This is a genomic window from Halorhodospira halophila SL1 (assembly GCF_000015585.1).
Classification (GTDB): Bacteria; Pseudomonadota; Gammaproteobacteria; order Nitrococcales; family Halorhodospiraceae; genus Halorhodospira; species Halorhodospira halophila.
The window spans coordinates 2,277,480-2,299,867 of the sequence record NC_008789.1; the positions used below are offsets into that span (position 1 = coordinate 2,277,480).

The following is a 22,388-nucleotide window of genomic DNA, read 5'->3' on the forward strand; positions in this document are numbered from 1 at the left end:
GGAGTGTTGAGTTTAAGCCGGGGTGGCGCCCCACGCCACCCCGGCCCGTGGGCGGGCTCAGTCGTCGTAGAGCACGCCGTGTCGCACATAGGAGCCGGGTGCCGGCTCGATCGGCGCATGCTTCTTCGAGCCGACCTTGCGCGCCTTCACCTTGTCACCGCCGTACCCGGCGAGCCACTGCCCCCAGTCGTTCCACCATGACCCCTCGTGGGGCTCGGCCCCTTCCAGCCACTCGTCCTGGTCCACCGTCTTGGCGGTGTTCGTCCAGTAGCCGTACTTGTTCTTGTGGGGCGGGTTGATCACCCCGGCGATATGGCCGGAGCCACCCAGGACGTAGCGGGTGGGACCGGAGAGCAACCGCGGGCCCCGGATGGTGCTCTTCCAGGGGGCGATGTGGTCCTCCTTGGCCGACATGAAGTAGGCCGGAATGTCGATTTTGCCCAGGTCGATGGCCTCGCCGGCCAGCTCCAGCCCACCCGGCTCCTTGAGCAGATTGCGCTGGTACATGTTGCGAAGGTAGAAGCTGTGCATCTTGGCCGGCATGTTGGTGGAATCGGAGTTCCAGTAGAGCAGATCGAAGGGGAACGGCTCATCGCCCTTAAGGTAGTTGTTCACGAAGAACGACCAGATCAGGTCGTTGGCGCGGAGCATGTTGAAGGTCGTGGACATGTAGCGACCTTCCAGGTAGCCCTTCTGGCCCATGCGCCGCTCCAGCGTGGAGATCTGCTCCTCGTCGAGGAAGACCTCGAGTTCGCCCGGATACTCGAAATCCAGCATGCAGGTGAGGAAGGTGGCCGCCTGGATGCGCCGATCGCCGCGGGCCGCCAGCCAGGCCAGGGTGCAGGCCGAGAGGGTCCCGCCCAGGCAGTAGCCGACCAGGTTCATCTCCTCGCTGCCGGTGATCTCCTGGACCACGTCCATGGCCGTCACCGGTCCCTCGAGCATGTAGTCCTCGAATTGCTTCTCGGCCAGGCTCTCGTCGGGATTGCGCCAGGAGATGATGAACACCGTGTGGCCCTGGTCCACCAGCCACTTCACCATGGACTTCTCGTCGTTCAGGTCCATGATGTAGTACTTGTTGATCCACGCCGGCACCAGCAGCAGCGGGCGCTTGTGCACCTCGGTGGTGGTGGGCTCATACTGGATGAGCTGCATCAACTCGTTCTGGTAGACGACCTGGCCCGGGGTGGTCGCGAGATTGGTGCCGACCTCGAAGGCGTCGTAGTCTGTCATGCGGATATCGAGCCGCCCGCGACCGCGCTTGAGGTCGTCCAGCAGGTTGTTGAGTCCCTGCAGCAGGTTCTGGCCGCCGGTGTCGACGGTCTTCTGAAGCACCTCGGGGTTGGTGGCGACGAAGTTCGACGGGGCCATGGCGTCGATGAACGCCCGGGTGTAGAAATCCACCTTCTTCTTGGTCTGATCGTCGAGCCCTTCCACGTCACGGACCACCGCATGGGTATGATCCGCCGCCAGGAGGTAGGACTGCTTGACGAAATCGAAGAACGGGTGATCCTCCCAGCCCTGGTGCTGGAAGCGGCGATCGCCCTTGGCCGGCTGCGCCACCGGCTCGGACTCCAGCCCCCAGAAGCGCAGGGCAACGTTCTGCATCAGCCCCATGTAGTTCTGCCAGAAGGCCATCTGCATCTGCATCAGCCGCGCCGGGTCGGCCATCACGCGCGCCGCCAGCTGTTGGAACAGCTGCGCCATCTGCGCCGCGTCCTCCATGGCCAAGTGGTGCGCCGACTGTTCCTGCTGCAGGAAGTCCTGCACCAGCTCCTGGCTCTTGGCGGTGATCTCCGTCAGCGACCGGGCGAGCGCCTCGTAGTCGATATCCTGGTTCCGGGTGCCATTCTCTTGTGCCATACCGCTCCTCGCGATCGGGGCTACGCGCCCCGAGGGTGTCATATCTCCGGGGGAACATAGTAATGCACGCAGGGTTGCGTTGCGATGCATCAACCGATCCGGGCCTGTGCGGGGTGGTCGCCGTCGGCGACCACCCCGCCGCAGCCGCCGCCTGGGCCGAGCAGCTCGGGGTACCGGTGCTCGAACACCGGCCCCAGGAAGGCTCTGGGGTGATCCTGCTCGCTGACGAGCCGCCGGCGCTGCAGTTGCTCGGCCGTCGGGCCCCCGGTCCGGTGGCCATCGACTTCACCGACCATCAGCTCCAGCGCCGGGTCGCCGGTTCCACCCTGCGCCGGGACCCGCTGGCCCGCGCCGTGGGCCTGCACCGGCGGCCGCAGACCGCGGTCGTCGACGCCACCGCCGGACTCGGCCACGACGGCTGGGTACTCGCCGCCCTGGGCGCCCGGATGACCTGGATCGAGCGTAGCCCGGTCCTCGCCGCCCTCCTGGATGCAGCCCTGGAGCGCGCCCGAGCGAATGCGCAACACGCCGACACCGCCACCCGGGTGCGCCTTCACCCGGGCGACCTGTGCCATCTGCTGCCGGAGCTCGACGCAACCAGCCGTGAGGTCGTGTATATCGACCCGATGTACCCCGACGGATCGACGCGGGGCGCCGTGGGCCGGCCGGCCCAGGTCCTGCGGGCACTGCACGCCGACGCTCGGGGCCCCGATGAGGATCAGTTGCTGGCTGCCGCACTGGGGCACGCCACCCGCCGGGTCGTGGTCAAGCGGCCACAGCGCGCGGCCCCGGTGGCCGGCCCGCCGCCGAGCCGGTCGGTCGCCGGTCGGGCCGTACGCTTCGACGTCTACGAGGTCAACGGCTAGCGCAATCCTGGGACCAGCCCGCCACCGACCCCTGGACCCCCTCCTGGCCCCGGCTCGGTGGCCCCCGCTCCATCGTCCGGAACGCGGCCGGAGACGCCCCCGCCGAGGCCCGTCGGGCCGTGGCGCCGATCATAGAACTCGACGTCGATATGGGGCGGCGGCCGGCGCAGGCTGGCTACGAAGGCGGCGTCGAGCAGCAACTCCAGCTGGTCCGGCGCCATGGGCATGTAGCCGGCGAACAGGGCCGAGACACTGTGGATCAGCTGCCGCGCGCCGTCCTGGCGGACGGGGCCGATCAACTCCCGCACCTCCTGGGGATCGAGGGCACCGCCGGTGCGACGGTCGTGGAAGGCGACACCGAGGTGCTCCGGTGGCACCCGCATATTCGAGGCCACGGCGGCGCCGAACAGCGCCTGGGCGCGTTCGTTGTCCATCGGCTGAGAGGCGCTGAGAAAGAACTCAAGCACGTCCAGGCCGGTCCGGTACTCCACCTGATCCGGCTCGGAGGCGTTGCTGGCACCCGCCGTTGCCGCCAGCATCACGCAGGCCGCTACTGCGGCTCGAAGACACCTCATCGGGAACCCCTCCGTACGACCGGGCGGCCGCTGGCCACTGACTCAGTCAGAGTACGAGATCCCAACGCAAACCGCCAGCGACGCCCGGGGGCGTGCGCTGGCGGTCTGTGTCTGCGGTGTAGATGGCTGGGGGAGGTGGATTCGAACCACCGCTGACGGAGTCAGAGTCCGTAGTCCTACCGCTAGACGATCCCCCAGGAGAAGCCTGGTGCGACGCGTTAACGCTTGGAGAACTGCGTCGCGCGACGGGCCTTGTGCAGGCCGATCTTCTTCCGCTCGACCATGCGGGCGTCGCGGGTAATGAAGCCGGCACGGCGCAGCGGCGCCTTGAGCTCGGCATCGTAGTTGGCCAGCGCGCGGGCAATGCCGTGGCGCACGGCACCAGCCTGACCGCTGGAGCCACCGCCCGAGACGGTCGCCTTGATGTCGAACTTGTCGCCGGCGTCGACTTGCTCCAGGGCCTGGCGCACGATCATGCGTCCCGTCTCACGCCCGAAGTACTCATCCAGCGGGCGCCCGTTGACAGTGATGTTTCCGTTACCCGGGGTCATGAAGACCCGCGCGGCGGAGGTCTTGCGGCGTCCGGTTCCGTAATACTGCTGATTGGCCATGGTCTTGATCGTTCCCGATTGTAGCCTCAGAGCTCCAGCGGCTGCGGCTGCTGAGCGTGATGACGGTGCTCGTTGCCGGCGTAGACCTTGAGCTTCTTGAGCATGGCCCGGCCCAGCCGGTTCTTCGGCATCATCCCGCGCACCGCGCTCTCGATCAGGCGCTCCGGATGACGTTCACGCACCTCGGCCACGGAACGGCTCTTGATGCCGCCCGGAAAACCGGTGTGCCAGAAATACTGCTTGTCTCGCTCCTTCCGCCCGGTCAGGCGAATCTTGTCGGCATTGATGACGACAATATAATCGCCCGCGTCGACGTGCGGAGTAAAGACCGGCTTGTGCTTGCCGCGCAGGCGATGCGCAACCTCGCTGGCCAGCCGACCGAGCGTCTTGTCGGTGGCGTCAACCAGGTACCAGTCGCGTTGAACCTCTGCGGGCTTGGCGCTATACGTCTTCATCGCTTCGCTCTCTCCGTCGAAGACCGCGCATCATAACGGAAGGCAGCGGTACTGGCAACCGCCGCCGCCCCCGCCGTCCGCGGCGGCTCAGACTTCTTGGTTGGCCGGCAGGTTACGCCCGGCGAAGATCTCCATCATCTCCCGGCGCAGGTGCCTGCGGATGGTGTTCGCCTCCTCCTCGTCGAGGTCCGCGCTCGACTCCCCGAAGAGGTAGTTATCCAGATCGAACTCGCGCAGGATCATCTTCGTGTGGAAGATGTTCTCCTGGTAGACGTTCACGTCCAGGGTCTGGTAGCGCTCCTTTGTATCCTCGGACAGGTAGTTCTGGATCGAGTTGATCTCGTGATCGATGAAGTGCTTGTGGCCCTCCACGTCGCGGGTGAAGCCGCGCACGCGGTAGTCCATGGTCACGATGTCCGAGTCAAAGGAGTGAATCAGGTAGTTGAGCGCCGTCAGTGGTGAGATGACCCCGCAGGTGGAGACGTCGATGTCCGCCCGAAAGGTGCTCACTCCCTTGTCCGGGTGCATCTCCGGGTACGTGTGCACGGTGATGTGCGACTTGTCCAGGTGGGCCACCACGTCGTCGGGCAGCGGCCCCGGCCGCGCCTCGGCGCTCTCCTCGGCCTCCTCGGGGGAGACCGGCCCCTCGGAGATGAGGATGGTCACGCTGGCGCCCTGCGGGTCGTAGTCCTGACGCGCCACGTTGAGCACATTGGCGCCGATGATCTCGGCGACATTGGTAAGGATCTCGGTTAGCCGCTCGGCGTTGTACTCTTCGTCGATGTATTCGATGTACGCCCGCCGCTGCGCCTCGGTCTTGGCGTAGCAAACGTCGTAGATATTGAAGCTCAACGACTTGGTCAGATTGTTGAAGCCGTGGAGCCGGATGCGGGTGTAATCGACCAACGCCTGGGCCCTCCCGTCGTTGTTGGGAAGTGTGCGCTCAAGAGAGCGGGAATTATGCACAAATCTGGCGATAACGCCACCTTTGTGGTGGACAGCGTCATGACTGCCACCGTTCCGCCACGGCCCCCGGGAACCCGCTCGCCCAGGGGGGCCGGTTACACCCCGGCGGGGCTCCCGAACAGCTCGGCGAGCCGTGCCCCGGGGCTTGGGGCCGACATGAAGGCCTCGCCGACCAGGAAGGCGTGGATCCCCGCCGCGTGCATGCGTGCCACGTCCTCACGGGTGTGGATGCCGCTCTCGGTCACCGCCAGCGCGCCGGCCGGCATCGACTCGGACAACACCTCACTGGTCGCCAGGTCTGTGTGGAAGGTCCGCAGATCGCGGTTGTTCACACCGACCAGGGCAGGCCCCAGCGGCCCGACCCGGGCCAGTTCCTCGGCATCGTGGACCTCGATCAGCACATCCATGCCCAGCTCGACCGCCAAGGCGTGCAGCTCGGCCAGCTGCGCGTCGCCCAGCGCCGCGGCGATGAGCAGGATGCAGTCGGCCCCGAGGACGCGGGCCTCATAGACCTGATAGGTATCGACGGTGAAATCCTTGCGGAGCACCGGCAGCTGAACGGCCTCGCGGGCCGCCTGCAGGTGGGCGTCGTCGCCCTGGAAGAAGTCGCGGTCGGTCAGGACCGACAGGCACGCGGCACCATGACGCTGATAATCGACGGCGATAGCCGCCGGCTGGAAGTCCTCGCGGATCACGCCACGGCTCGGCGAGGCCCGCTTGATCTCGGCGATCACCCCGGTACCCCCGGCCTCGATCCGCTGCAGCAGCGCGTCGCGGAACCCGCGGGTCGGCGGCAGATCGGCCGCAGCGGCCGAGAGCTCGCGCAGCGAGCGGCTCTCGGCCCGCTCGACCACCTCCTCGACCTTACGGCGCAGGATGCGGCGCAGGATATCCGGCGTCCCGGGCGCGCTCATTGGGCGAGTTCCTTGGTCGTCGCCACGAAGCGCTCCAGCGTCTGAGCGGCGGCACCGGAGGTCATGAGTTCCCGGGCTCGCTCCACACCACGACGCAGATCGGGGGCCTCGCCGCCAACATAGAGCGCAGCGCCGGCGTTGGCGGCGATCAGCTCCATGGCGGCAATGCGCTCGCCGGAGAAGGCGGCACGGATCATCGCCAGACTGTCCTTGGTGCCGGAGATGGTCACCTCATTGAGCGGCGCGCTGCGCAGCCCCAGATCCTCCGGCGTGACGGTGTACTCCTCGATCTGGCCGTTGCGCAGCTCGGCGATCCGCGTCGGTGCGGCGATGCTGATCTCGTCGAGCCCGTCCTCGGCGTGGACCACCAGCACGTGGTCGCTGCCCAGCGCCTGGAGCACCTCGGCCACCGGGCGCACCCACTCCTGCCCGAAGACCCCGAGCAGCTGGCGCCGCGCCCCGGCGGGGTTGGACAACGGGCCCACCAGGTTGAACAGGGTGCGGACCCCGAGCTCCTTGCGCGGTCCCACGGCGTGCTTCATGGCGCTGTGGTGCAGCGGGGCGAAGAGGAAACCAACGTTGACCCGACGGATGCACTCAGCCACCGCCTCGCTGCTGAGTTCCAGCGTGGCGCCGCAGGCCTCGAGCAGGTCGGCGCTGCCGCTGCGCCCGGAGACCGAGCGGTTGCCGTGCTTGGCCACCGGGATGCCCCCGGCGGCGGTCACGAAGGCGGCGGCGGTCGAGACGTTCAGGGTGCCGCGGGCATCGCCACCGGTGCCGCAGGTGTCCACCAGGCGGTGGAAGTCGTCGCCGACATCGACCCGCTCGGCGAGCTCCCGCATGACCGAGGCGGCGGCGGCCATCTCCTGGACCGTCTCCCCCTTGAGCCGCATGCCGATGAGGAAGCCACCGATCTGCGCCGGCGTCGCCCCGCCGGTCATGATGGTGCGGAAGACCGCGGTCATCTCATCGGGGCTGAGATCCTGGTTCTCCGTGATGCGACGAAGGGCGGCGGTTAGGTCCATAGGGTGCCTCGGTTTTTTTCGGTTCAGTGTGCAGCGTTCAGGGCGCAGGGTTCAGGCGACGGCGCGGGGCTGCTCCAGGAAGTTGCGCAGAAGATCGTGCCCGGCGGAGGTAAGGATCGACTCGGGGTGAAACTGCACGCCCTCCACCGGCAGTCGGCGGTGGCGCAGCCCCATGATCTCGTCGATGGCGCCGTGGGGCCCCTCGGTCCAGGCGGTGATCTCCAGCTCCTGCGGAAGGCTCTCGCGCTCGACGATCAGCGAGTGGTAGCGGGTGGCCTCCAGCGGCTCGGGCAGACCGGCGAAGACCCCCTGGCCGCGGTGGCGCACCGGGGAGGTCTTGCCGTGCATGACCTCGCGGGCCCGGATCACGCGGCCGCCGAACACCTGCCCGATGGTCTGGTGCCCCAGGCAGACACCGAGGATGGGCACTTCGCCGGCCAGGGCGCGGACCACCTCCAGCGAGACGCCGGCCTCGTTGGGGGTGCAGGGCCCCGGGGAGATCACGATGCGCTCCGGGCGCAGGCGGCGCACCTCGTCGATACTGATCTCGTCGTTGCGCACCACCTCGACTCGGGCACCCAGCTCGCCCAGATACTGGACGAGATTCCAGGTGAACGAGTCGTAGTTATCGATCATCAGGATCATAAGCCAGCCTCGGCCATCTCGACGGCGCGCAGCAGCGCCCGGCCCTTGTTCAGGGTCTCCTTCCACTCCAGCTCGGGAACCGAGTCTGCGACCACACCGGCACCCGCCTGGACGTGGACCTGGCCATCGTGAACCACCGCGGTCCGGATCGCGATGGCGGTGTCCATGTTCCCCGACCAGGAGAGATAGCCGACGGCGCCGGCGTAGACACCGCGCTTGACCGGCTCGACCTCGTCGATGATCTCCATGGCACGGATCTTCGGCGCGCCGGAGACCGTGCCGGCCGGGAAGGTGGCCCGCAGCACGTCCATGGGACCGAGCCCCGGTCGCAGCCGCCCGACCACGTTGGAGACGATGTGCATGACCTGGGAGTAGCGCTCCACCACCATGCGCTCGGTCAGGCGCACCGTGCCGGTCTCGGCGACCCGGCCGACGTCGTTGCGCCCGAGGTCGATGAGCATCACGTGCTCGGCGATCTCCTTCGGGTCGGAGACCAGCTCCTGTTCCAGCTCCTGGTCGCGGGCCTCGGTGGCGCCGCGCTTGCGGGTCCCGGCAATCGGGCGCACGGCCACCTCGCCATCCTCGAGGCGGACCAGGATCTCCGGCGAGGAGCCGACCACCTGGCAGGCGCCGAGGTCGAGGAAGTACATGTAGGGCGAGGGGTTGGTGCAGCGCAACGCGCGGTAGAGATCGAGGGGCTCCGCGCTGAACGGCATGCTCATGCGCTGCGACGGGACCACCTGCATCACGTCGCCGGCGGCGATGTACTCGCGGATCCGCTCCACCGCGGCCTCGAACCCGGCCTGGGTGAAGTTGTAGCGGGGCTCCCCCGCCGCCACGCCGCCGCCCGGACGCCGGGTGCGCTCCAGGGGCTCGGCCAGCCGCCCGGCCAGTTCGTCCAGCCGTGCCAGGCCGGCTGCATAGGCGTCCGGCTCGCGCGGATCGCAGTGGACCACCAGATAGAGCCGCCCGGCGAGGTTGTCGAAGACGACCACCTCCTCGGCCTCCACCAGGCAGATGTCCGGCAGCCCGAGGGGGTCTTCCGGGGCGCTAGCGGCCAGCCGCGGCTCGACGTAGCGCACCGTGTCGTAGCCGAAGTACCCCACCAGCCCCCCCAGGAACCGCGGCATCTGCGGGAATCCGGAGGGCGTCGCGGCGCGATGACGGTGCTGATACGCCTCGATCCAGGCCAGCGGATCGCGCACCTGCTGCTCGTCGACGAGCGCGCCATCGCGGCGGACCTCAACCCGGTGCCCGTAGACGGCGATCTCGGTCCGGGCCGGCAGCCCGATGATGGAGTAGCGGCCCCACTTCTCACCGCCCTCCACCGACTCGAAGAGGAAGGAGCGCGGCCCGCGGGCGAGCTTGAGATAGGTGGACAGCGGGGTGTCGAGATCGGCCAGGACCTCGCGGATGAGCGGGATACGGGTGTACCCGGCTTCGGCGAGGCTGTGGAACTCGTGCTCTTTCATGGCCTCAGGCCGCCTCGCGTAGCAGCGCGACCACGCCGCTGAGATCATCCACGATGGCGTCGGCGCCCAGGTCTTCCAGCGCCACCCCGCGGCGGTAGCCGTAGGGCACACACACCACCGGAATACCGGCGTTGCGCGCCGCCTCCACGTCGGTTCGCGAGTCACCGACCATCAGCACGGTCCGCGACGCCGCCCCCAGGCGCTCCATGGCCAGCCGGAGCGGCTCCGGGTCGGGCTTGCGGGCCTCGGTGCACTCGCCGCCAACGACCACGTCGATGGCATCCGTCACCCCCATGCCCTGGAGGATCGGCTCGGCGAAGCGCCGCGGCTTGTTGGTGACCACGGCCAGACGCATGCCGGCCTGGGCCAGGGCCTGCAGGGTCTCGACGGCCTCCGGGTAGGGGCGGCTGTGTACGTAGACGGCCTCGCCGTAGCACTCGAAGAAGCGCTCGAGCGCGGCGTCCAGCTCCTCTTCTGGCGGGTTGCCGTCGTCCGCGCCGGTGAGGGCGCGGGCCACCAGCCGACGGGCACCATTGCCCACCCAACCGCGGACCTGCTCCTCGGTCACCGGGGCGTGGTCCCGCTCGGCGAGCACCTGGTTGATGGCGACGGTCAGATCCGGGGCGCTGTCCACCAGCGTCCCGTCCAGATCGAAGAGAATCGCGCGGGTTAGCGAGAGATCCATAGCCAGCTTTCAGGTAGAAAGCTACACCCTACCGGCTGGCCGGCCTGGACCGCAAGCTGCTGCGGCGCTCAGGCCACCACCGGCTGATCGTAGGCGATGGGCAATTCGTCCAGCTCCTCAAAGGTCACCTCCTCCCAGGCGTGCTCGTGCTCGAGCAGCTTGCGCAGGAGGCGGTTATTGAGGGCGTGCCCGGACTTGTGCCCGTGGAACGAGCCGATCAGGCTGCTACCCAAGAGGTAAAGGTCGCCGATGGCGTCGAGGATCTTGTGCTTGACGAACTCGTCCCGGTACCGCAACCCGTCCTCGTTCAGCACCCGGTAGTCGTCGACCACGATGGCGTTGTCGAGGCTGCCACCGAGGGCCAGCCGGGAGGCCCGCAGGGCCTCGATCTCCTTCATGAAGCCGAAGGTCCGCGCACGGCTGACCTCCTTGATGAAGGAGGTCGAGGAGAAATCCACCTCGGCACGGGCGTGCTGATCGAGGAAGACCGGGTGGTCGAAATCGATGGTGAAGCTGACCTTGAAGCCCTCGAAGGGCTCGAAGGCCACCCACTTGTCACCATCAACAACCTGGACCGGCTCCAGGATGCGCACGAAGCGCTTGGGCGCCTCCTGCTCCTTGATCCCTGCGGAGCGCACCAGGAAGACAAAGGGCGCCGCACTGCCGTCCATGATCGGCACCTCGGCCGCGGAGAGATCGACATAGCAGTTGTCGATCCCCAGCCCGGCCAGCGCCGACAGCAGGTGCTCGACGGTGGAAACCCGCACCCCGTCTTCCACCAGGCAGGTGGACAGGCGGGTGTCGCCCACGGCAGCGGCGGTTGCCTTGATCTCGCGGTCGAGATCAGTGCGCCGGAATATGATCCCCGCATTGGCCGGAGCCGGACGGAGGGTCAGGTAGACCTTCTCGCCGGTGTGCAGGCCCACGCCGGTCGCGCGGATGCTGTTCTTCAAGGTGCGTTGACGGATCATGGCTCGGCTCGGCTCCACTGCTCATGCGGCTACTTGTGTGCTCAGACGCAACCCGCGCGACCGGACACACCGCCTTCACCCTTTGGTAGCGGCAAGACGTCGCGAAATATTAGTGTAACAAATCCAAAAAGTATATTGCAGCGCAACAACGGCGCTGCCGCTCAGTCCGCCTGGCGACGCAGGAACGCCGGGATGTCGAGGTACTCCATGTCGCCATCGGCGTCCGCCTCCTTGCGCTCGTTGGCGGCGTTCTGCCGGATCACCGTGGGCCGGTCCAACTGGGCGTAGTCCACCTCGCCGGTGTTCTTACGGGGACCCGGCTGGGCCTGCTGGGACGGCTTGGCCACATCCCCCGCGGCCTGGACCGCCGGACCGAGCCCGGTGGCCACCACGGTGACGCGCAGCTCATCCTCCAGCTCGGGGTCGATGACCGCACCGACGACCACGGTCGCCTCGTCGGAGGCGTACTCGCGCACCGCGTTGCCCACCTCGTCGAACTCGCCGATGGAGAGGTTGTAGCCGCCGGTGACGTTGACCAGGACGCCGTTGGCGCCGGCCAGGTTGAAGTCCTCGAGCAGCGGGCAGGCGATGGCCCGGTCCGCCGCCTCACGGGCACGCCCCTCGCCGGAGGCCACGCCGTTGCCCATCACCGCCATGCCCATCTCGGACATCACCGTGCGGACGTCGGCAAAGTCGACGTTGATCAGGCCCGGCCGGGTGATCAGCTCGGCGATGCCGCGCACGGCGCCGTGGAGCACGTCGTTGGCCGACTTGAAGGCGTCGATCAGGGTCAGGTTCTTGCCGAGCACCGGCAGCAGCCGCTCGTTGGGGATGGTGATCAGCGAATCGACGCTGTTCTCCAGCTCCTTGATGCCCTCCTGGGCCACGCCCATGCGCTTGTTGCCCTCGAAGGGGAACGGCTTGGTCACCACGGCCACGGCCAGGATGCCCATCTCGCGGGCCACCTCGGCCACCACCGGGGCCGCACCCGTGCCGGTGCCACCGCCCATGCCGGCGGTGATGAAGACCATGTCGGCCCCGTCGAGCACCTCCTGGAGGCGGTCGCGGGACTCCTCGGCCGCCTGCCGACCCGTGGTCGGATCGGCGCCGGCCCCCAGGCCCTTGGTGATGCCCGAGCCCAGCTGCACAGTGACCCCGGCACGGGTGTTGGCCAGGGCCTGGGCGTCGGTGTTGGCGTAGATGAACTCCACACCCTCGATCTCGCTCTCGACCATGTGCTGCACGGCGTTGCCACCGCCGCCGCCGACTCCGATCACCTTGATGACCGCGTTCTGATTGGCGGTATCCATCAGATCAAACATGATGCTGCCCTCCTCAAGCGTCCCGGACGCTAGCGATTACTGAAATGACTAGAAATTGCCCTTGAACCAGTTCTTCATCCGCCCCCACAGGGCGCTCATCCCGGCGTCCTGCGCCAGCGCCGGCGACATCCCGCTGTCACGGTTGCGCGCGCCGAAGGCGAGCAGGCCCACGCCGGTGGAATACATCGGATTGCGGACCACGTCCGACAACCCGGTCACGAACTTCGGCACACCGATGCGCACCGGGAGGTGGAAGACCTCCTCGGCCAGGTCGGTCACCCCTTCCATCTTCGAGCTGCCACCGGTGAGCACGATGCCCGCCGGGATCAGGTCCTCGAAGCCGCTCTTGCGCAGCTCGGACTGCACCAGCGCGAGCAGTTCCTCGTAGCGCGGCTCCACCACCGAGGCCAGCGACTGGCGGGAGAGCCGGCGCGGCGGCCGATCCCCCACCGACGGCACCTCGATGCTCTCCTCGGGGTTGGCCAGCTGCGACAGCGCGCAGGCATAGCGGACCTTGATGTCCTCGGCGTGGTGCGTTGGCGTGCGCAGCGCCACGGCGATGTCGTTGGTGACCTGGTGCCCGGCGATGGGGATCACGGCGGTATGGCGGATGGCACCGCCGGTGAACACCGCGATATCGGTGGTGCCACCGCCGATGTCCACCAGGCAGACGCCCAGCTCCTTCTCGTCGTCGCTGAGCACGGCGTGGCTTGCCGCCAGCTGCTGCAGGACGATGTCGTCCACGTCGAGCTGGCAGCGGCGGACGCACTTGGTGATGTTGTCCGCCGCCGAGACCGCGCCGGTGACCATGTGCACCCGCGCCTCCAGGCGCACGCCGGCCATACCCAGCGGGTCGCGGATGCCCTCCTGGCTGTCGATGACGAACTCCTGCGGGATCACGTGCAGGATCTGCTGATCCGCCGGGATCGCCACCGCCTTGGCGCCATCGAGCACCCGCTCCAGGTCGGCCTGGCGGACCTCCTTATCCCGGATCGCCACCATGCCGTGGGAATTGAGGCTGCGGATGTGGCTGCCCGAGATCCCCACGTAGGCCGAGTGGATCTCGCAGCCGGCCATCAGCTCGGCCTCCTCGATGGCGCGCTGGATCGACTGCACCGTGGAGTCGATGTTCACCACCACGCCTTTCTTCAACCCGTGGGACGGGTGGCTGCCCACGCCGATCACCTCCAGCTCGCCATCCTCTTTGGCTTCACCGACGATGGCGACCACCTTCGAGGTGCCGATATCGAGGCCCACCAACAGGCTGTCTTCGCTCTTTCGCACCATGCTCTGCTCCGCCTTAGTCCGCTTCGTCTGCTGCACCCCAGGCCACGGCAAAGCCGTTGGGGTAGCGCAGATCGACCCGCTCCATCGGGGCCTCTTCCCGTTCTTCCAGGGTCGGCAGCACGGCTGCGAAGCGCTCCACGCGCTCGCCGGGGTGCTGCCGGCCCAGGGCCATCTCCACGCCATCCTCCAGCCGTGCGCTCCACGACCCCCGAGGGGAGAGGCTGAGCGCCACCAGATTGACGTGCCGCTTGTCCAGTTGTTCCTGCATCTGTTTAAACAGCCGGGCCACCTCACCCTCGCTGCCCTCCGGCCCGCGCAGTTCCGGGAGCACCTCCGGGATGCTCTCCACCGGCGGCTCGAAGCGTTCGCCGCTGCGGTCGATGAGGGCGTGCTCGTCCCAGCGCGCCAGCGGCTCCCGCTCATGCAGCGTGACCTGGATGCTGCCGGGCCAGGCCCGCCGCACCGCAGCACGCTCCACCCAGGGCAGCGCCTCCAGGGCGTCCCGCGCACCGCGGACATCCACGCCCAGCACACTTCGATGCAAGTGCGGCACCAGGGCCTGGCGCAGATCCTCCCCCGCCACACGCTGCGGCGCGTCGGTCAGCTCCACCCGCTCAAGGGGCAGGATCCGCCCCTCCTGCAGCGCCACGCTGGCCATACCCGCGGCGCCGGTGGCGAGCAACGCCACCGCACCGCCCCACAGCCAGCCCCGCAGCCCCGGCATCGCCGGCAGCAAAGCGGCGCGCCCCTGCGGGCGCCGGGAGGAGCGGCGGCCCAGCAGGTCACTCCAATCCTCACGGCTCATCGCAACGCCTCCCCCAGGATGCGGGCCACCAGCTCGTCGAAGCCGATCCCGGCCTGCGCCGCCGCGATGGGCACCAGCGAGTGATCGGTCATGCCGGGGATGGTATTCACCTCCAGCAGCCACCAGCGTCCGCCGGTGTCCCGCATGACATCCACACGCCCCCAGCCGTTCCCGCCGCTGGCGATAAAGGCCTCCCGACACAGGGCGCCAAGTTCGGCCTCTTCCTCCGGCCCGAGACCGCTCGGGCAGTGGTGACCGGTGTCCTCGGCCTGGTACTTGGCCGCGTAGTCGAAGAAGGCGTGCGGGGTCTCCAGTCGGATCGACGGCAACGCCTGATCACCGAGCAGCGCCACGGTGTACTCCTCGCCCTCGACCCAGGCCTCGGCGAGGACGGTATCGTCGTAGGCCGCTGCCACGCGGTAGGCCTCGGCCAGCTCCTCCGGCCCCTCGACCCGACTCATGCCGAGGCTCGACCCCTCGCGGGCGGGCTTGACGATCACTGGGTAACCCACCCCCTCGTCGAGGACCGGGCGGTCGCCGGTCAGCAACTGACCCGCCGGCGTGGGCAGGCCACTGCCCTGCCAGAGCCGCTTGCAGCGCCACTTGTCCATGCCCAGCGCCGAGCCGAGGACACCGCTGCCGGTGTACGGGATTCCGAGCAGATCCAGCAGTCCCTGGACCGTGCCGTCCTCACCGCCCCGCCCGTGAAGGGCGATGAAGACCACGTCGTAGCCGCGCAGCCCTTCCAGGGCGCGGTCACGGGGATCGTAGGCCTCGGCGTCGTAGCCACAGCGCTGTAGCGCCGCGAGTATCGCGCCGCCACTGCGCAGGGAGATGTCCCGCTCGGCCGAGGTGCCGCCCATCAGCACGGCGACGCGCCCCACCCGCTGCGGATCCGGGATACCACTCACGACTGCTCCCCCCCGATCACGTGGACTTCGGTCTCTAGCCGCACACCGTGCACCTCGGCAACCCGCTGCCGGACCACCTCGATGAGCCCCTCGATATCCGCCGCACTGCCGCCCTCGTTGATAATGAAGTTGGCGTGGCGCTCGGAGACCCGGGCACCACCACGCCGCGCCCCTTTCAACCCGGCCTGTTCGATCAGCCGCCCGGCGGCGTCCCCAGGCGGATTCCGAAAGACCGAACCGCAGGTCGGCTGACCCACCGGCTGCGCCGCATTACGCCGCCGCAGCAGCGCCCGCACCCGCTCGTTGAGTGCTTGCGGGTCGCCGGAAGGCAGCGCCCAGGTGGCAGCCAGGAACCACTCACCGGCCGGGCCCACAACCCTGCGGTAGCCGACCCGGAAATCCGCCGGTGTGCGCCGCCGGACGCACCCGTGGCGATCGACGGTCTCCACCTCGACCACACGGCTCCAGGTCTCGCCGCCCCAGGCCCCGGCGTTGAGGGCCAGCGCACCGCCCACAGTGCCGGGGATACCGGCCAGGAACTCCAGACCGGCCAGCCCTTCGCGGACTGCCGCCCGAGCCAGGCGACCGCCGGCCACGCCGGCCTCGGCATGGACCCGCCCCTGCGCGCCGTCGACCGCCAGCCCATCCAGCCCGCCCTGACTCAAAATGACCGTCCCGGCCACACCGCCGTCGCGCACCAGCAGATTGCTGCCTAGGCCGCACCAGTGCAGCGGCTCCTCGGCCGACAGCCGGGCCAGGCAGTCGAGCAGTCCGGCCCGGTCGGCCGGGCAGAACAGGCGCCGCGCCGGGCCACCCACCCGCCAGGTGGTGTACCCGGCCATGGGCTCCTGCTCGCGCCACTCGCCGGGCCGGATCCGGCGCCGTTCCGCGGCTGCACTCATGCCCCACCCCCGGCGGTCAGACCGCCGCCCAGCTGCGCCGGAAGCCCGCCAATACTGCCGGCCCCCAGGGTCAGCACCACGTCGTCGTCACGCAGCAGCCCGGCCAGCAAACCCGGCACCTCGTCCAGGCTCTCGGCGAAGATCGGCTGCGCGCCGCCGCGATCACGCACCGCCGAGGCCAGCGCCCGGCCGTCGGCGCCGGGCAGGCGCGCCTCGCCGGCGGCGTAGACCTCAGTCAGCACCAGCGCATCGGTGCCACTGAGCACCCGCGCAAAGTCATCGAACAGCTCCCGGGTCCGCGAATAACGGTGGGGCTGGAAGACCACCACCAGACGCCGCTCCGGCCAGGCCGCCCGGGCCGCCTGCAGGGTCGCCTCCAGCTCACGGGGGTGGTGGGCGTAGTCGTCGACCAGCGCCGCCGCACCCTCGGCCAGGGGGATGTCCGGGTAGACCTGAAACCGCCGGCCGATACCCTGGAAGCTGGACAATGCCCGCTGGATCGCGGCCACGTCGACGCCCAGCTCGCGGGCCAAGGCGATGGCGGCGGCGGCATTGAGCACGTTGTGCCGCCCCGGCAGGCTCAGCTCGACGGCGAAGGCCGCCCCGTCGCCCTCCTCAATCCGGAACCGCGTCCGGTGACCGTCCGCCTCCATGCCACTGACGCGCACATCGGCGTCCTCGGAGAAGCCGTAGGTCAGCACCGGACGGCCGATCTCGCCGCGCAGCCGGCGCACCTCCGGGTCGTCGATGCACAGCACCGCCAAGCCGTAAAACGGCAGGTGGTGCAGGAACTCGATGAAGGTCCGGCGCAGAGCCTCGAAATCGCCCCCGTAGGTGCCCAGGTGGTCGGCATCGACGTTGGTGACCGCCGCCATCATCGGCTTGAGGTGGAGGAACGAGGCGTCGCTCTCGTCGGCCTCGGCCACCAGATAGGGTCCGGCGCCCAGACGGGCGTGGGCCCCGGCGCTGATCAGCCGCCCACCGATCACGAAGGTCGGATCGAGCTCGCCCTCGGCCAGGCAACTGGCCAGCAGCGAGGTAGTCGTCGTCTTGCCGTGGGTCCCGGCGACCGCTACGCCGTGTCGAAAACGCATCAGCTCGGCGAGCATCTCGGCCCGCGGCACCACCGGGATGCGCTGCTGACGCGCCGCCTGCACCTCGGGGTTGTCTTCGGTGACCGCGGTGGAGACCACGACCGCATCCATCCCCTGGACATGGACCGGGTCGTGGCCAATCTGGACGGTCACGCCGAGGCCGACCAGGCGTTCGACCACCGCCCCCGACCTCACGTCGGAGCCGGTAATGGTGAAGCCGAGGTTGTGCAGCACCTCCGCGATGCCGCCCATGCCGGCCCCGCCGATGCCCACGAAGTGGATACGCCGCACCCGGCCGAAGGTACTGCGGCCGTCCATCGGCGCGGTGAAACGCGGCTCGCGGGCGGGAACGCCATCAGCCATGGGCCACCTCCTCACAGATCGTCGCCACGCGGTCCGTGGCGTCCGGACGGGCCACGCCACGCGCCGCCTCACCCATCTCCGCCAGACGACGCCGGTCGCCGAGCAGCTCGGCCAGCACAGGCCCCAGCGCCCCCTGCTCCAGATCGGGCTGGAGCAGCCTGCGCGCGGCCCCGGCGGCGCAAAGCCATTCGGCGTTGGCCGTCTGGTGGTCGTCCACGGCCCAGGGGAGCGGCACCAGCACCGCCGGCACGCCGGCCGCGGCCAGCTCCGCCACGGTGAGGGCGCCGGACCGGGCGACGACCAGATCCGCCCAGGCGTACGCGCCCGCCATATCCTCGATAAAGGGCACGACCTCGGCCCCGTCCAGACCGGCGCGGCCGTACTCGGTGCGCGCCTCCTCCAGGGTCAACTCGCCCGCCTGGTGCAGCACCTGAGGCTGCCCACCGCCGATGGCCGAGAGCGCCTGCGGTACGTAACGGTTGAGCGCTCGCGCCCCCTGGCTGCCTCCGAGCACCAGCACCCGCGGCGCCCCCTCGCGCCTGGCGTACCGTTCCTGCGGCGACTCCAGCCGATGGATGCGCGTGCGAATGGGATTGCCCACCCACTCGCTCCGCGCTCCCAGGGCATCGGGAAAGCCGGTGAGCACCCGGTGCCCCAGCCGGGCCAGGAAGCGGTTGGTCATGCCCGCCCGGGCATTCTGTTCGTGGATGATCAGGGGCCGTCCGGCGAGTCGGGCGGCCAGACCCACAGGCCCGGCTACGTAGCCGCCCATGCCGAGGACCACATCCGGGCGCTGGCGCCGCAGCGCAGCCCCGGCCACCGCCACGGCACGCCCCAGACGCCAGGGCAGCGCCGCTATCGTCGCCAGCCCTTTGCCGCGCATCCCGCCGATCTCCAGCCACTCTGCGTCGAGGCCGGCAGCGGGAACGACGCGCCCCTCCAGGCCGGCGCGGGTGCCCAACCAGACCACCCGATGCCCCCGTTCGCGCAGCGCATCGGCCACGGCCAGGCCGGGGTAGACATGGCCGCCGGTTCCGCCGGCGGCGATGGCCACGGTCCGGACGCTCATGACGCCGCCTCCTCGGGGCGCCGCCCCTCGGCCCGTGCCTGGGCCAGCTCGTAGCCGCAGCGCAGCAGCAGCCCAACCATGGCACCGGTCGCCAGGGCACTGCTCCCGCCGTAGCTGAACAGCGGCAGGGTCAGCCCCTTGGTGGGCAGCAGACCGGTGGCCACCCCCATGTTGATGAACGCCTGCAGCCCGAGGGCCAGCCCCACGGCCCAGGCGAGATAGCCGGCGAACGGCAGCCGATGGCGGTGGCACTGCCAGCCCACGGCCATGGCCCGCCAGACGATGTAGGAGAACAGCAGAACCACGGCGAGCACACCGAGCCAGCCCAGCTCTTCGGCGAGCACCGAGAAGACGAAGTCGGTGTGCGCCTCGGGCAGATAGAAGAGCTTCTGCACGCTGCCGCCCAAGCCCACGCCCAGCCAATCGCCGCGGCCGATGGCGATCAGCGACTGGGTGAGCTGGAATCCGGTATTGAACGGGTCGGACCAGGGATCCATGAAGGCGGTGACCCGCTGCCAGCGGTACGGCGAGTAGACCACCAGCGCCGCCGCGGCGGCGGCGAGCACCCCCACCAGAGCCGCGAACCGCCACAGCGGCGCCCCGGCGAGGTAGAGCAACCCCACCGCCAGCGCCATGAGCATCAGGGCAGTCCCGAAGTCCGGCTGCAGCAGCAGCAGGAAGGCGCACGCCGCCGAGACCAGCACCGGCACCAGGAATGCCGCCATGGAGGTGCGCAGCTGCTGCTGCCGGCGCACCAGGAACCCGGCCAGGTAGAGGGCCAGCAGGACCTTGACCACCTCGGCGACCTGCAGATTGAACACGCCCAAGGGGATCCAGCGCACGGCGCCGTTGACCTCGCGCCCCACGCCGGGGATCAGCACCAGGACCAGCAGCGCCAGGGCGCCGAGCAGCAGCCCTGGGCCGGCCCGTTCCCAGGTGGCCAGCGGGATCTGCAGCAGCGCCAGGGCCATACCCAGCCCGAGCAGGGCGAAGAAGATCTGGCGCTTGAAGAAGTAGAACGGATCGCCGGTGGCCTGCTCGGCCATCGAGATCGAGGCCGAGGCCACCATGACCAGACCGAGCAACGCCGTGGCCGCCACCACCCAGACGAGCCGCTGATCCAGACTCGACCACAGCGACAGTCGCGGACCGCGCTCGGCGACACCGGCTGCGAGATCAGCCATGGGCCACCTCCCCGCGGACGGCGTCACGGAACGCATCGCCGCGTGCCTCGAAGCTGCTGAAGGCGTCAAAACTGGCGCATGCCGGTGCCAAGAGAACGGCATCGCCGGGCTCGGCCCAGCGGGCAGCGGCCGCCACCGCGCCGACCATGCTGTCGGCCCGCTCGGTGGGGACGCGCCCGGCGATGGCCGCCTCGATGGCCGCTGCGTCCTCGCCGATGAGGACCACCGCACGCGCCGATTCGGCACAGGCCTGGGCCAGCGGCCGGAAGTCGGCCCCCTTGCCCTGCCCGCCGGCGATCAGCACCACCGGTCGGTGCAGGCCGCCGATGGCGGCCACCGCAGCACCGACGTTGGTCGCCTTGGAGTCGTTGATCCAGCGCACCCCGCGCCACTCACCCACCGACTCCATGCGATGCGGCAACCCGGAGAAGGCCTGCAGCGCCCGGCACTGGGCCACCTCGGCAATCCCCAGGGCATCGGCCAGGGCCATGGCGGCCAGGGCGTTGGCGCAGTGGGCGCGGCCGGGTACCGGCAGCTCATCGATGGCCTGTCGGGGCTGCCCGGCGGCGGCGAGCCAGGCACGGCCGCCCTGCTCGAGCAGGTGGTAGTCGGCCGGGCCGTCGAGGTTGAAATGGCGCACGGCGTCCGCCCGCTGCCCCAGGCCGGCGATCTGGGGATCCTCGGCGTTGAGCACTGCCACCCGGGCGCCGTCGAGCACCCGTGCCTTGGCCGCCGCGTAGTCATCGAGGCTGTCGTAGCGGTCCATGTGGTCGGCGCTGACGTTGAGCAGCGCCGCCACATCGGCGCGGAAGCCAGGGCACGCCTCCAGCTGGAAGCTGGACACCTCGATCAGGTAGCCATCGGCGGGCGCCTGCTCGAGCAACTCCAGGGCGGGCGTCCCCAGATTACCGCCCACGGCCACATCCCACCCGGCAGCGCGGGCCATCTCGCCGAGCAGGCTGACCACCGTGCTCTTGCCATTGGAACCGGTTACGGCGCACACCGGACCCGCCACCGCCTCGGCGAACAGGGTGAGTTCCCCCACCACCGACCGCCCGGCCGCGCGCAGCTCCGTCCAGACCCCGTGGCGCAGGTCGAGACCGGGGCTGACCACCACGCGTTCGGCGCCGAACAGGGTGTCGCGGTCGAGCCCCCCAAGCACCACCCGCACCTCGGGGTGCTCGGCTTGCAGCTGCGCCAGGCGCGGCGGCTCGCTGCGACTGTCCACCACCACGACCACGACACCACGGGCGCGCAGATGGCGCACACAGGCCATCCCCGTCGCCCCGAGACCGGCGACAGCGGTGTACCCTTGCTGGCGGTCGCTTGCCGTCATCAGCGCACCTTCAACATCGCCAGACCGATCAGAACCAGGACCACGGTGATGATCCAGAAACGGACAATCACCCGCGGCTCCGGCCAACCCTTGAGTTCGTAGTGGTGGTGCAACGGCGCCATGCGAAAGACCCGGCGCCCGGTGAGTTTGTAGGAGAGGACCTGGATCATCACCGAGACCGTCTCCATGACGAAGATCCCGCCCATGATGAAGAGCACGATCTCCTGACGGACGGCCACGGCCACCACGCCCAGCGCGGCCCCAAGGGCCAGGGCCCCCACGTCGCCCATGAAGACCTGCGCGGGGTAGGTGTTGTACCAGAGGAACCCGAGCCCAGCACCGACGATGGCGCCACAGAAGATCACCAGCTCGCCCACCCCGGGCACCGACGGGATACCGAGGTAATCGGCAAAGACGTGGTGCCCGCTAGCGTAGGCGAAGACCGCCAGCCCGGTGGCCACCAGCACCGTGGGCATGATCGCCAGTCCATCCAGCCCGTCGGTCAGGTTCACGGCATTGGAACTACCCACGATCACCAGCGTCGCCAGGGCGATGAAACCGAGGCCCAGCGGGAAGACCCACTCCTTGACCAGGGGCAGCACCAGGCTGGTCTCCACCGGATCCGTGGCAGTGGCAAACAGGAAGGTGCTCGCCGCCAGCGCCGCCAACACCTGCAGCGAGAACTTGGTCCGGGCACGCAGGCCCTGGCTGTCCTGACGGGCCAGCTTGAGGGCATCGTCGACCCCGCCGATGAGCCCGAAGGCGAGCGTGACCAGCAGGACCACCCAGACGTAGCGGTTGGTCAGATCCGCCCAAAGCAGCGTGGAAACCGCGATGGCAACGAGGATCAGCGCGCCGCCCATGGTCGGGGTACCGGCCTTCTCCAGGTGCGTCTCCGGGCCGTCGTCCCGGACCTGCTGCCCCACTTGGTGGAGCACCAGACGCTGGATCACCGCAGGGCCGATCATCAGCGCGATCCCCAGGGCGGTCAGCACCCCGAGGATGGTCCGGAACGTGATGTACTGGAAGACGTTGAACCCGGAGTAGAACGTCTCCAGTACCATGGC

The 22,388-nt window shown here is 69.2% G+C and carries 22 protein-coding genes and 1 tRNA gene; 1 reads left to right on the top strand and 22 read right to left on the bottom strand.

Translation table 11 applies throughout. The features are described 5' to 3' along the window. Nucleotides 1–57: 57 nt before the first annotated feature. Nucleotides 58–1,863 (bottom strand): class I poly(R)-hydroxyalkanoic acid synthase, encoded by a 1,806-nt coding sequence (phaC, locus tag HHAL_RS10470; RefSeq protein WP_011814859.1) that lies wholly within the window; start codon nucleotides 1,861–1,863, stop codon nucleotides 58–60. Nucleotides 1,864–1,925: 62 nt separating this feature from the next. Between phaC and HHAL_RS10475 the strand changes: the two genes are divergently transcribed. Then, nucleotides 1,926–2,729, top strand: a complete 804-nt coding sequence (locus HHAL_RS10475) for a class I SAM-dependent methyltransferase (protein ID WP_011814860.1) — start codon at nucleotides 1,926–1,928, stop codon at nucleotides 2,727–2,729. On the opposite strand, the gene HHAL_RS10480 is transcribed toward HHAL_RS10475, so the two are convergent. The 21 genes from HHAL_RS10480 to mraY all read right to left on the bottom strand — a co-directional run bounded on the left by HHAL_RS10480 (nucleotide 2,726) and on the right by mraY (nucleotide 22,385). Next, nucleotides 2,726–3,304: a hypothetical protein gene (locus HHAL_RS10480; RefSeq protein ID WP_011814861.1), complete on the bottom strand. Its 579-nt coding sequence runs from the start codon at nucleotides 3,302–3,304 to the stop codon at nucleotides 2,726–2,728. The genes HHAL_RS10475 and HHAL_RS10480 overlap by 4 nt on opposite strands. A gap of 123 nt (nucleotides 3,305–3,427) precedes the next feature. Further along, nucleotides 3,428–3,501 (bottom strand) — tRNA-Gln (locus tag HHAL_RS10485). 21 nt (nucleotides 3,502–3,522) lie between these two features. Further along, complete coding sequence (rpsI, locus tag HHAL_RS10490) at nucleotides 3,523–3,915, bottom strand: 30S ribosomal protein S9 (RefSeq protein WP_011814862.1); 393 nt, start codon at nucleotides 3,913–3,915, stop codon at nucleotides 3,523–3,525. Between the two features lie 26 nt (nucleotides 3,916–3,941). Continuing rightward, on the bottom strand, nucleotides 3,942–4,370 hold the full coding sequence (rplM, locus tag HHAL_RS10495; RefSeq protein WP_011814863.1) for a 50S ribosomal protein L13: 429 nt from the start codon (nucleotides 4,368–4,370) through the stop codon (nucleotides 3,942–3,944). Nucleotides 4,371–4,457: 87 nt separating this feature from the next. Beyond that, nucleotides 4,458–5,276 (bottom strand): adenosylmethionine decarboxylase, encoded by an 819-nt coding sequence (gene speD, locus HHAL_RS10500; protein ID WP_041595177.1) that lies wholly within the window; start codon nucleotides 5,274–5,276, stop codon nucleotides 4,458–4,460. A gap of 155 nt (nucleotides 5,277–5,431) precedes the next feature. Then, the gene (trpC, locus tag HHAL_RS10505) at nucleotides 5,432–6,250 is read right to left on the bottom strand and encodes an indole-3-glycerol phosphate synthase TrpC (protein ID WP_011814865.1); all 819 of its coding nucleotides are present in this window, start codon (nucleotides 6,248–6,250) and stop codon (nucleotides 5,432–5,434) included. Then, entirely contained in the window at nucleotides 6,247–7,275 is a 1,029-nt protein-coding gene (gene trpD / locus HHAL_RS10510) for an anthranilate phosphoribosyltransferase (protein ID WP_011814866.1), read from the bottom strand. Before trpD ends, trpC begins: the two co-directional genes overlap by 4 nt. Nucleotides 7,276–7,326: 51 nt before the next feature. Then, nucleotides 7,327–7,920, bottom strand: a complete 594-nt coding sequence (locus tag HHAL_RS10515; RefSeq protein ID WP_011814867.1) for an anthranilate synthase component II — start codon at nucleotides 7,918–7,920, stop codon at nucleotides 7,327–7,329. Next, nucleotides 7,917–9,392, bottom strand: coding sequence for an anthranilate synthase component I (gene trpE, locus HHAL_RS10520; RefSeq protein ID WP_011814868.1), 1,476 nt, complete (start codon nucleotides 9,390–9,392; stop codon nucleotides 7,917–7,919). The genes HHAL_RS10515 and trpE overlap by 4 nt, the downstream gene beginning before the upstream one ends. Nucleotides 9,393–9,396: 4 nt before the next feature. Continuing rightward, nucleotides 9,397–10,077, bottom strand: coding sequence for a phosphoglycolate phosphatase (locus HHAL_RS10525; RefSeq protein WP_011814869.1), 681 nt, complete (start codon nucleotides 10,075–10,077; stop codon nucleotides 9,397–9,399). A gap of 68 nt (nucleotides 10,078–10,145) precedes the next feature. Then, a complete protein-coding gene (gene lpxC, locus HHAL_RS10530) occupies nucleotides 10,146–11,048 on the bottom strand; it encodes a UDP-3-O-acyl-N-acetylglucosamine deacetylase (RefSeq protein ID WP_011814870.1) in 903 nt (300 codons plus the stop codon). 161 nt (nucleotides 11,049–11,209) lie between these two features. After that, nucleotides 11,210–12,370 (bottom strand): cell division protein FtsZ, encoded by a 1,161-nt coding sequence (gene ftsZ, locus HHAL_RS10535; RefSeq protein WP_011814871.1) that lies wholly within the window; start codon nucleotides 12,368–12,370, stop codon nucleotides 11,210–11,212. A gap of 48 nt (nucleotides 12,371–12,418) precedes the next feature. After that, nucleotides 12,419–13,657 (bottom strand): cell division protein FtsA, encoded by a 1,239-nt coding sequence (gene ftsA, locus HHAL_RS10540; RefSeq protein WP_011814872.1) that lies wholly within the window; start codon nucleotides 13,655–13,657, stop codon nucleotides 12,419–12,421. A gap of 13 nt (nucleotides 13,658–13,670) precedes the next feature. Beyond that, nucleotides 13,671–14,462, bottom strand: a complete 792-nt coding sequence (locus tag HHAL_RS10545; RefSeq protein ID WP_011814873.1) for a cell division protein FtsQ/DivIB — start codon at nucleotides 14,460–14,462, stop codon at nucleotides 13,671–13,673. Further along, on the bottom strand, nucleotides 14,459–15,373 hold the full coding sequence (locus HHAL_RS10550) for a D-alanine--D-alanine ligase (RefSeq protein WP_011814874.1): 915 nt from the start codon (nucleotides 15,371–15,373) through the stop codon (nucleotides 14,459–14,461). The genes HHAL_RS10545 and HHAL_RS10550 overlap by 4 nt, the downstream gene beginning before the upstream one ends. Next, entirely contained in the window at nucleotides 15,370–16,275 is a 906-nt protein-coding gene (murB, locus tag HHAL_RS10555; protein ID WP_011814875.1) for a UDP-N-acetylmuramate dehydrogenase, read from the bottom strand. Before murB ends, HHAL_RS10550 begins: the two co-directional genes overlap by 4 nt. After that, nucleotides 16,272–17,732, bottom strand: coding sequence for a UDP-N-acetylmuramate--L-alanine ligase (murC, locus tag HHAL_RS10560; protein WP_011814876.1), 1,461 nt, complete (start codon nucleotides 17,730–17,732; stop codon nucleotides 16,272–16,274). Before murC ends, murB begins: the two co-directional genes overlap by 4 nt. After that, nucleotides 17,725–18,801 (bottom strand): undecaprenyldiphospho-muramoylpentapeptide beta-N-acetylglucosaminyltransferase, encoded by a 1,077-nt coding sequence (gene murG / locus HHAL_RS10565; protein ID WP_011814877.1) that lies wholly within the window; start codon nucleotides 18,799–18,801, stop codon nucleotides 17,725–17,727. Before murG ends, murC begins: the two co-directional genes overlap by 8 nt. Then, nucleotides 18,798–19,985 (bottom strand): putative lipid II flippase FtsW, encoded by a 1,188-nt coding sequence (gene ftsW, locus HHAL_RS10570; protein ID WP_011814878.1) that lies wholly within the window; start codon nucleotides 19,983–19,985, stop codon nucleotides 18,798–18,800. The genes murG and ftsW overlap by 4 nt, the downstream gene beginning before the upstream one ends. Next, entirely contained in the window at nucleotides 19,978–21,321 is a 1,344-nt protein-coding gene (gene murD / locus HHAL_RS10575) for a UDP-N-acetylmuramoyl-L-alanine--D-glutamate ligase (protein ID WP_011814879.1), read from the bottom strand. Before murD ends, ftsW begins: the two co-directional genes overlap by 8 nt. Further along, the gene (gene mraY, locus HHAL_RS10580) at nucleotides 21,321–22,385 is read right to left on the bottom strand and encodes a phospho-N-acetylmuramoyl-pentapeptide-transferase (RefSeq protein WP_144446197.1); all 1,065 of its coding nucleotides are present in this window, start codon (nucleotides 22,383–22,385) and stop codon (nucleotides 21,321–21,323) included. Before mraY ends, murD begins: the two co-directional genes overlap by 1 nt. Between the last annotated feature and the right edge of the window lie 3 nt (nucleotides 22,386–22,388).

Bases quoted from the DNA above. Each gene is read 5' to 3' on its own strand.
- phaC (WP_011814859.1), bottom strand. From the start codon at position 1,863: ATGGCACAAGAGAATGGCACCCGGAACCAGGATATCGACTACGAGGCG.
- HHAL_RS10475 (WP_011814860.1), top strand. From the start codon at position 1,926: ATGCACGCAGGGTTGCGTTGCGATGCATCAACCGATCCGGGCCTGTGC.
- HHAL_RS10480 (WP_011814861.1), bottom strand. From the start codon at position 3,304: ATGAGGTGTCTTCGAGCCGCAGTAGCGGCCTGCGTGATGCTGGCGGCA.
- rpsI (WP_011814862.1), bottom strand. From the start codon at position 3,915: ATGGCCAATCAGCAGTATTACGGAACCGGACGCCGCAAGACCTCCGCC.
- rplM (WP_011814863.1), bottom strand. From the start codon at position 4,370: ATGAAGACGTATAGCGCCAAGCCCGCAGAGGTTCAACGCGACTGGTAC.
- trpC (WP_011814865.1), bottom strand. From the start codon at position 6,250: ATGAGCGCGCCCGGGACGCCGGATATCCTGCGCCGCATCCTGCGCCGT.
- trpD (WP_011814866.1), bottom strand. From the start codon at position 7,275: ATGGACCTAACCGCCGCCCTTCGTCGCATCACGGAGAACCAGGATCTC.
- HHAL_RS10515 (WP_011814867.1), bottom strand. From the start codon at position 7,920: ATGATCCTGATGATCGATAACTACGACTCGTTCACCTGGAATCTCGTC.
- trpE (WP_011814868.1), bottom strand. From the start codon at position 9,392: ATGAAAGAGCACGAGTTCCACAGCCTCGCCGAAGCCGGGTACACCCGT.
- HHAL_RS10525 (WP_011814869.1), bottom strand. From the start codon at position 10,077: ATGGATCTCTCGCTAACCCGCGCGATTCTCTTCGATCTGGACGGGACG.
- lpxC (WP_011814870.1), bottom strand. From the start codon at position 11,048: ATGATCCGTCAACGCACCTTGAAGAACAGCATCCGCGCGACCGGCGTG.
- ftsZ (WP_011814871.1), bottom strand. From the start codon at position 12,370: ATGTTTGATCTGATGGATACCGCCAATCAGAACGCGGTCATCAAGGTG.
- ftsA (WP_011814872.1), bottom strand. From the start codon at position 13,657: ATGGTGCGAAAGAGCGAAGACAGCCTGTTGGTGGGCCTCGATATCGGC.
- HHAL_RS10545 (WP_011814873.1), bottom strand. From the start codon at position 14,462: ATGAGCCGTGAGGATTGGAGTGACCTGCTGGGCCGCCGCTCCTCCCGG.
- murB (WP_011814875.1), bottom strand. From the start codon at position 16,275: ATGAGTGCAGCCGCGGAACGGCGCCGGATCCGGCCCGGCGAGTGGCGC.
- murC (WP_011814876.1), bottom strand. From the start codon at position 17,732: ATGGCTGATGGCGTTCCCGCCCGCGAGCCGCGTTTCACCGCGCCGATG.
- murG (WP_011814877.1), bottom strand. From the start codon at position 18,801: ATGAGCGTCCGGACCGTGGCCATCGCCGCCGGCGGAACCGGCGGCCAT.
- ftsW (WP_011814878.1), bottom strand. From the start codon at position 19,985: ATGGCTGATCTCGCAGCCGGTGTCGCCGAGCGCGGTCCGCGACTGTCG.
- murD (WP_011814879.1), bottom strand. From the start codon at position 21,321: ATGACGGCAAGCGACCGCCAGCAAGGGTACACCGCTGTCGCCGGTCTC.
- mraY (WP_144446197.1), bottom strand. From the start codon at position 22,385: ATGGTACTGGAGACGTTCTACTCCGGGTTCAACGTCTTCCAGTACATC.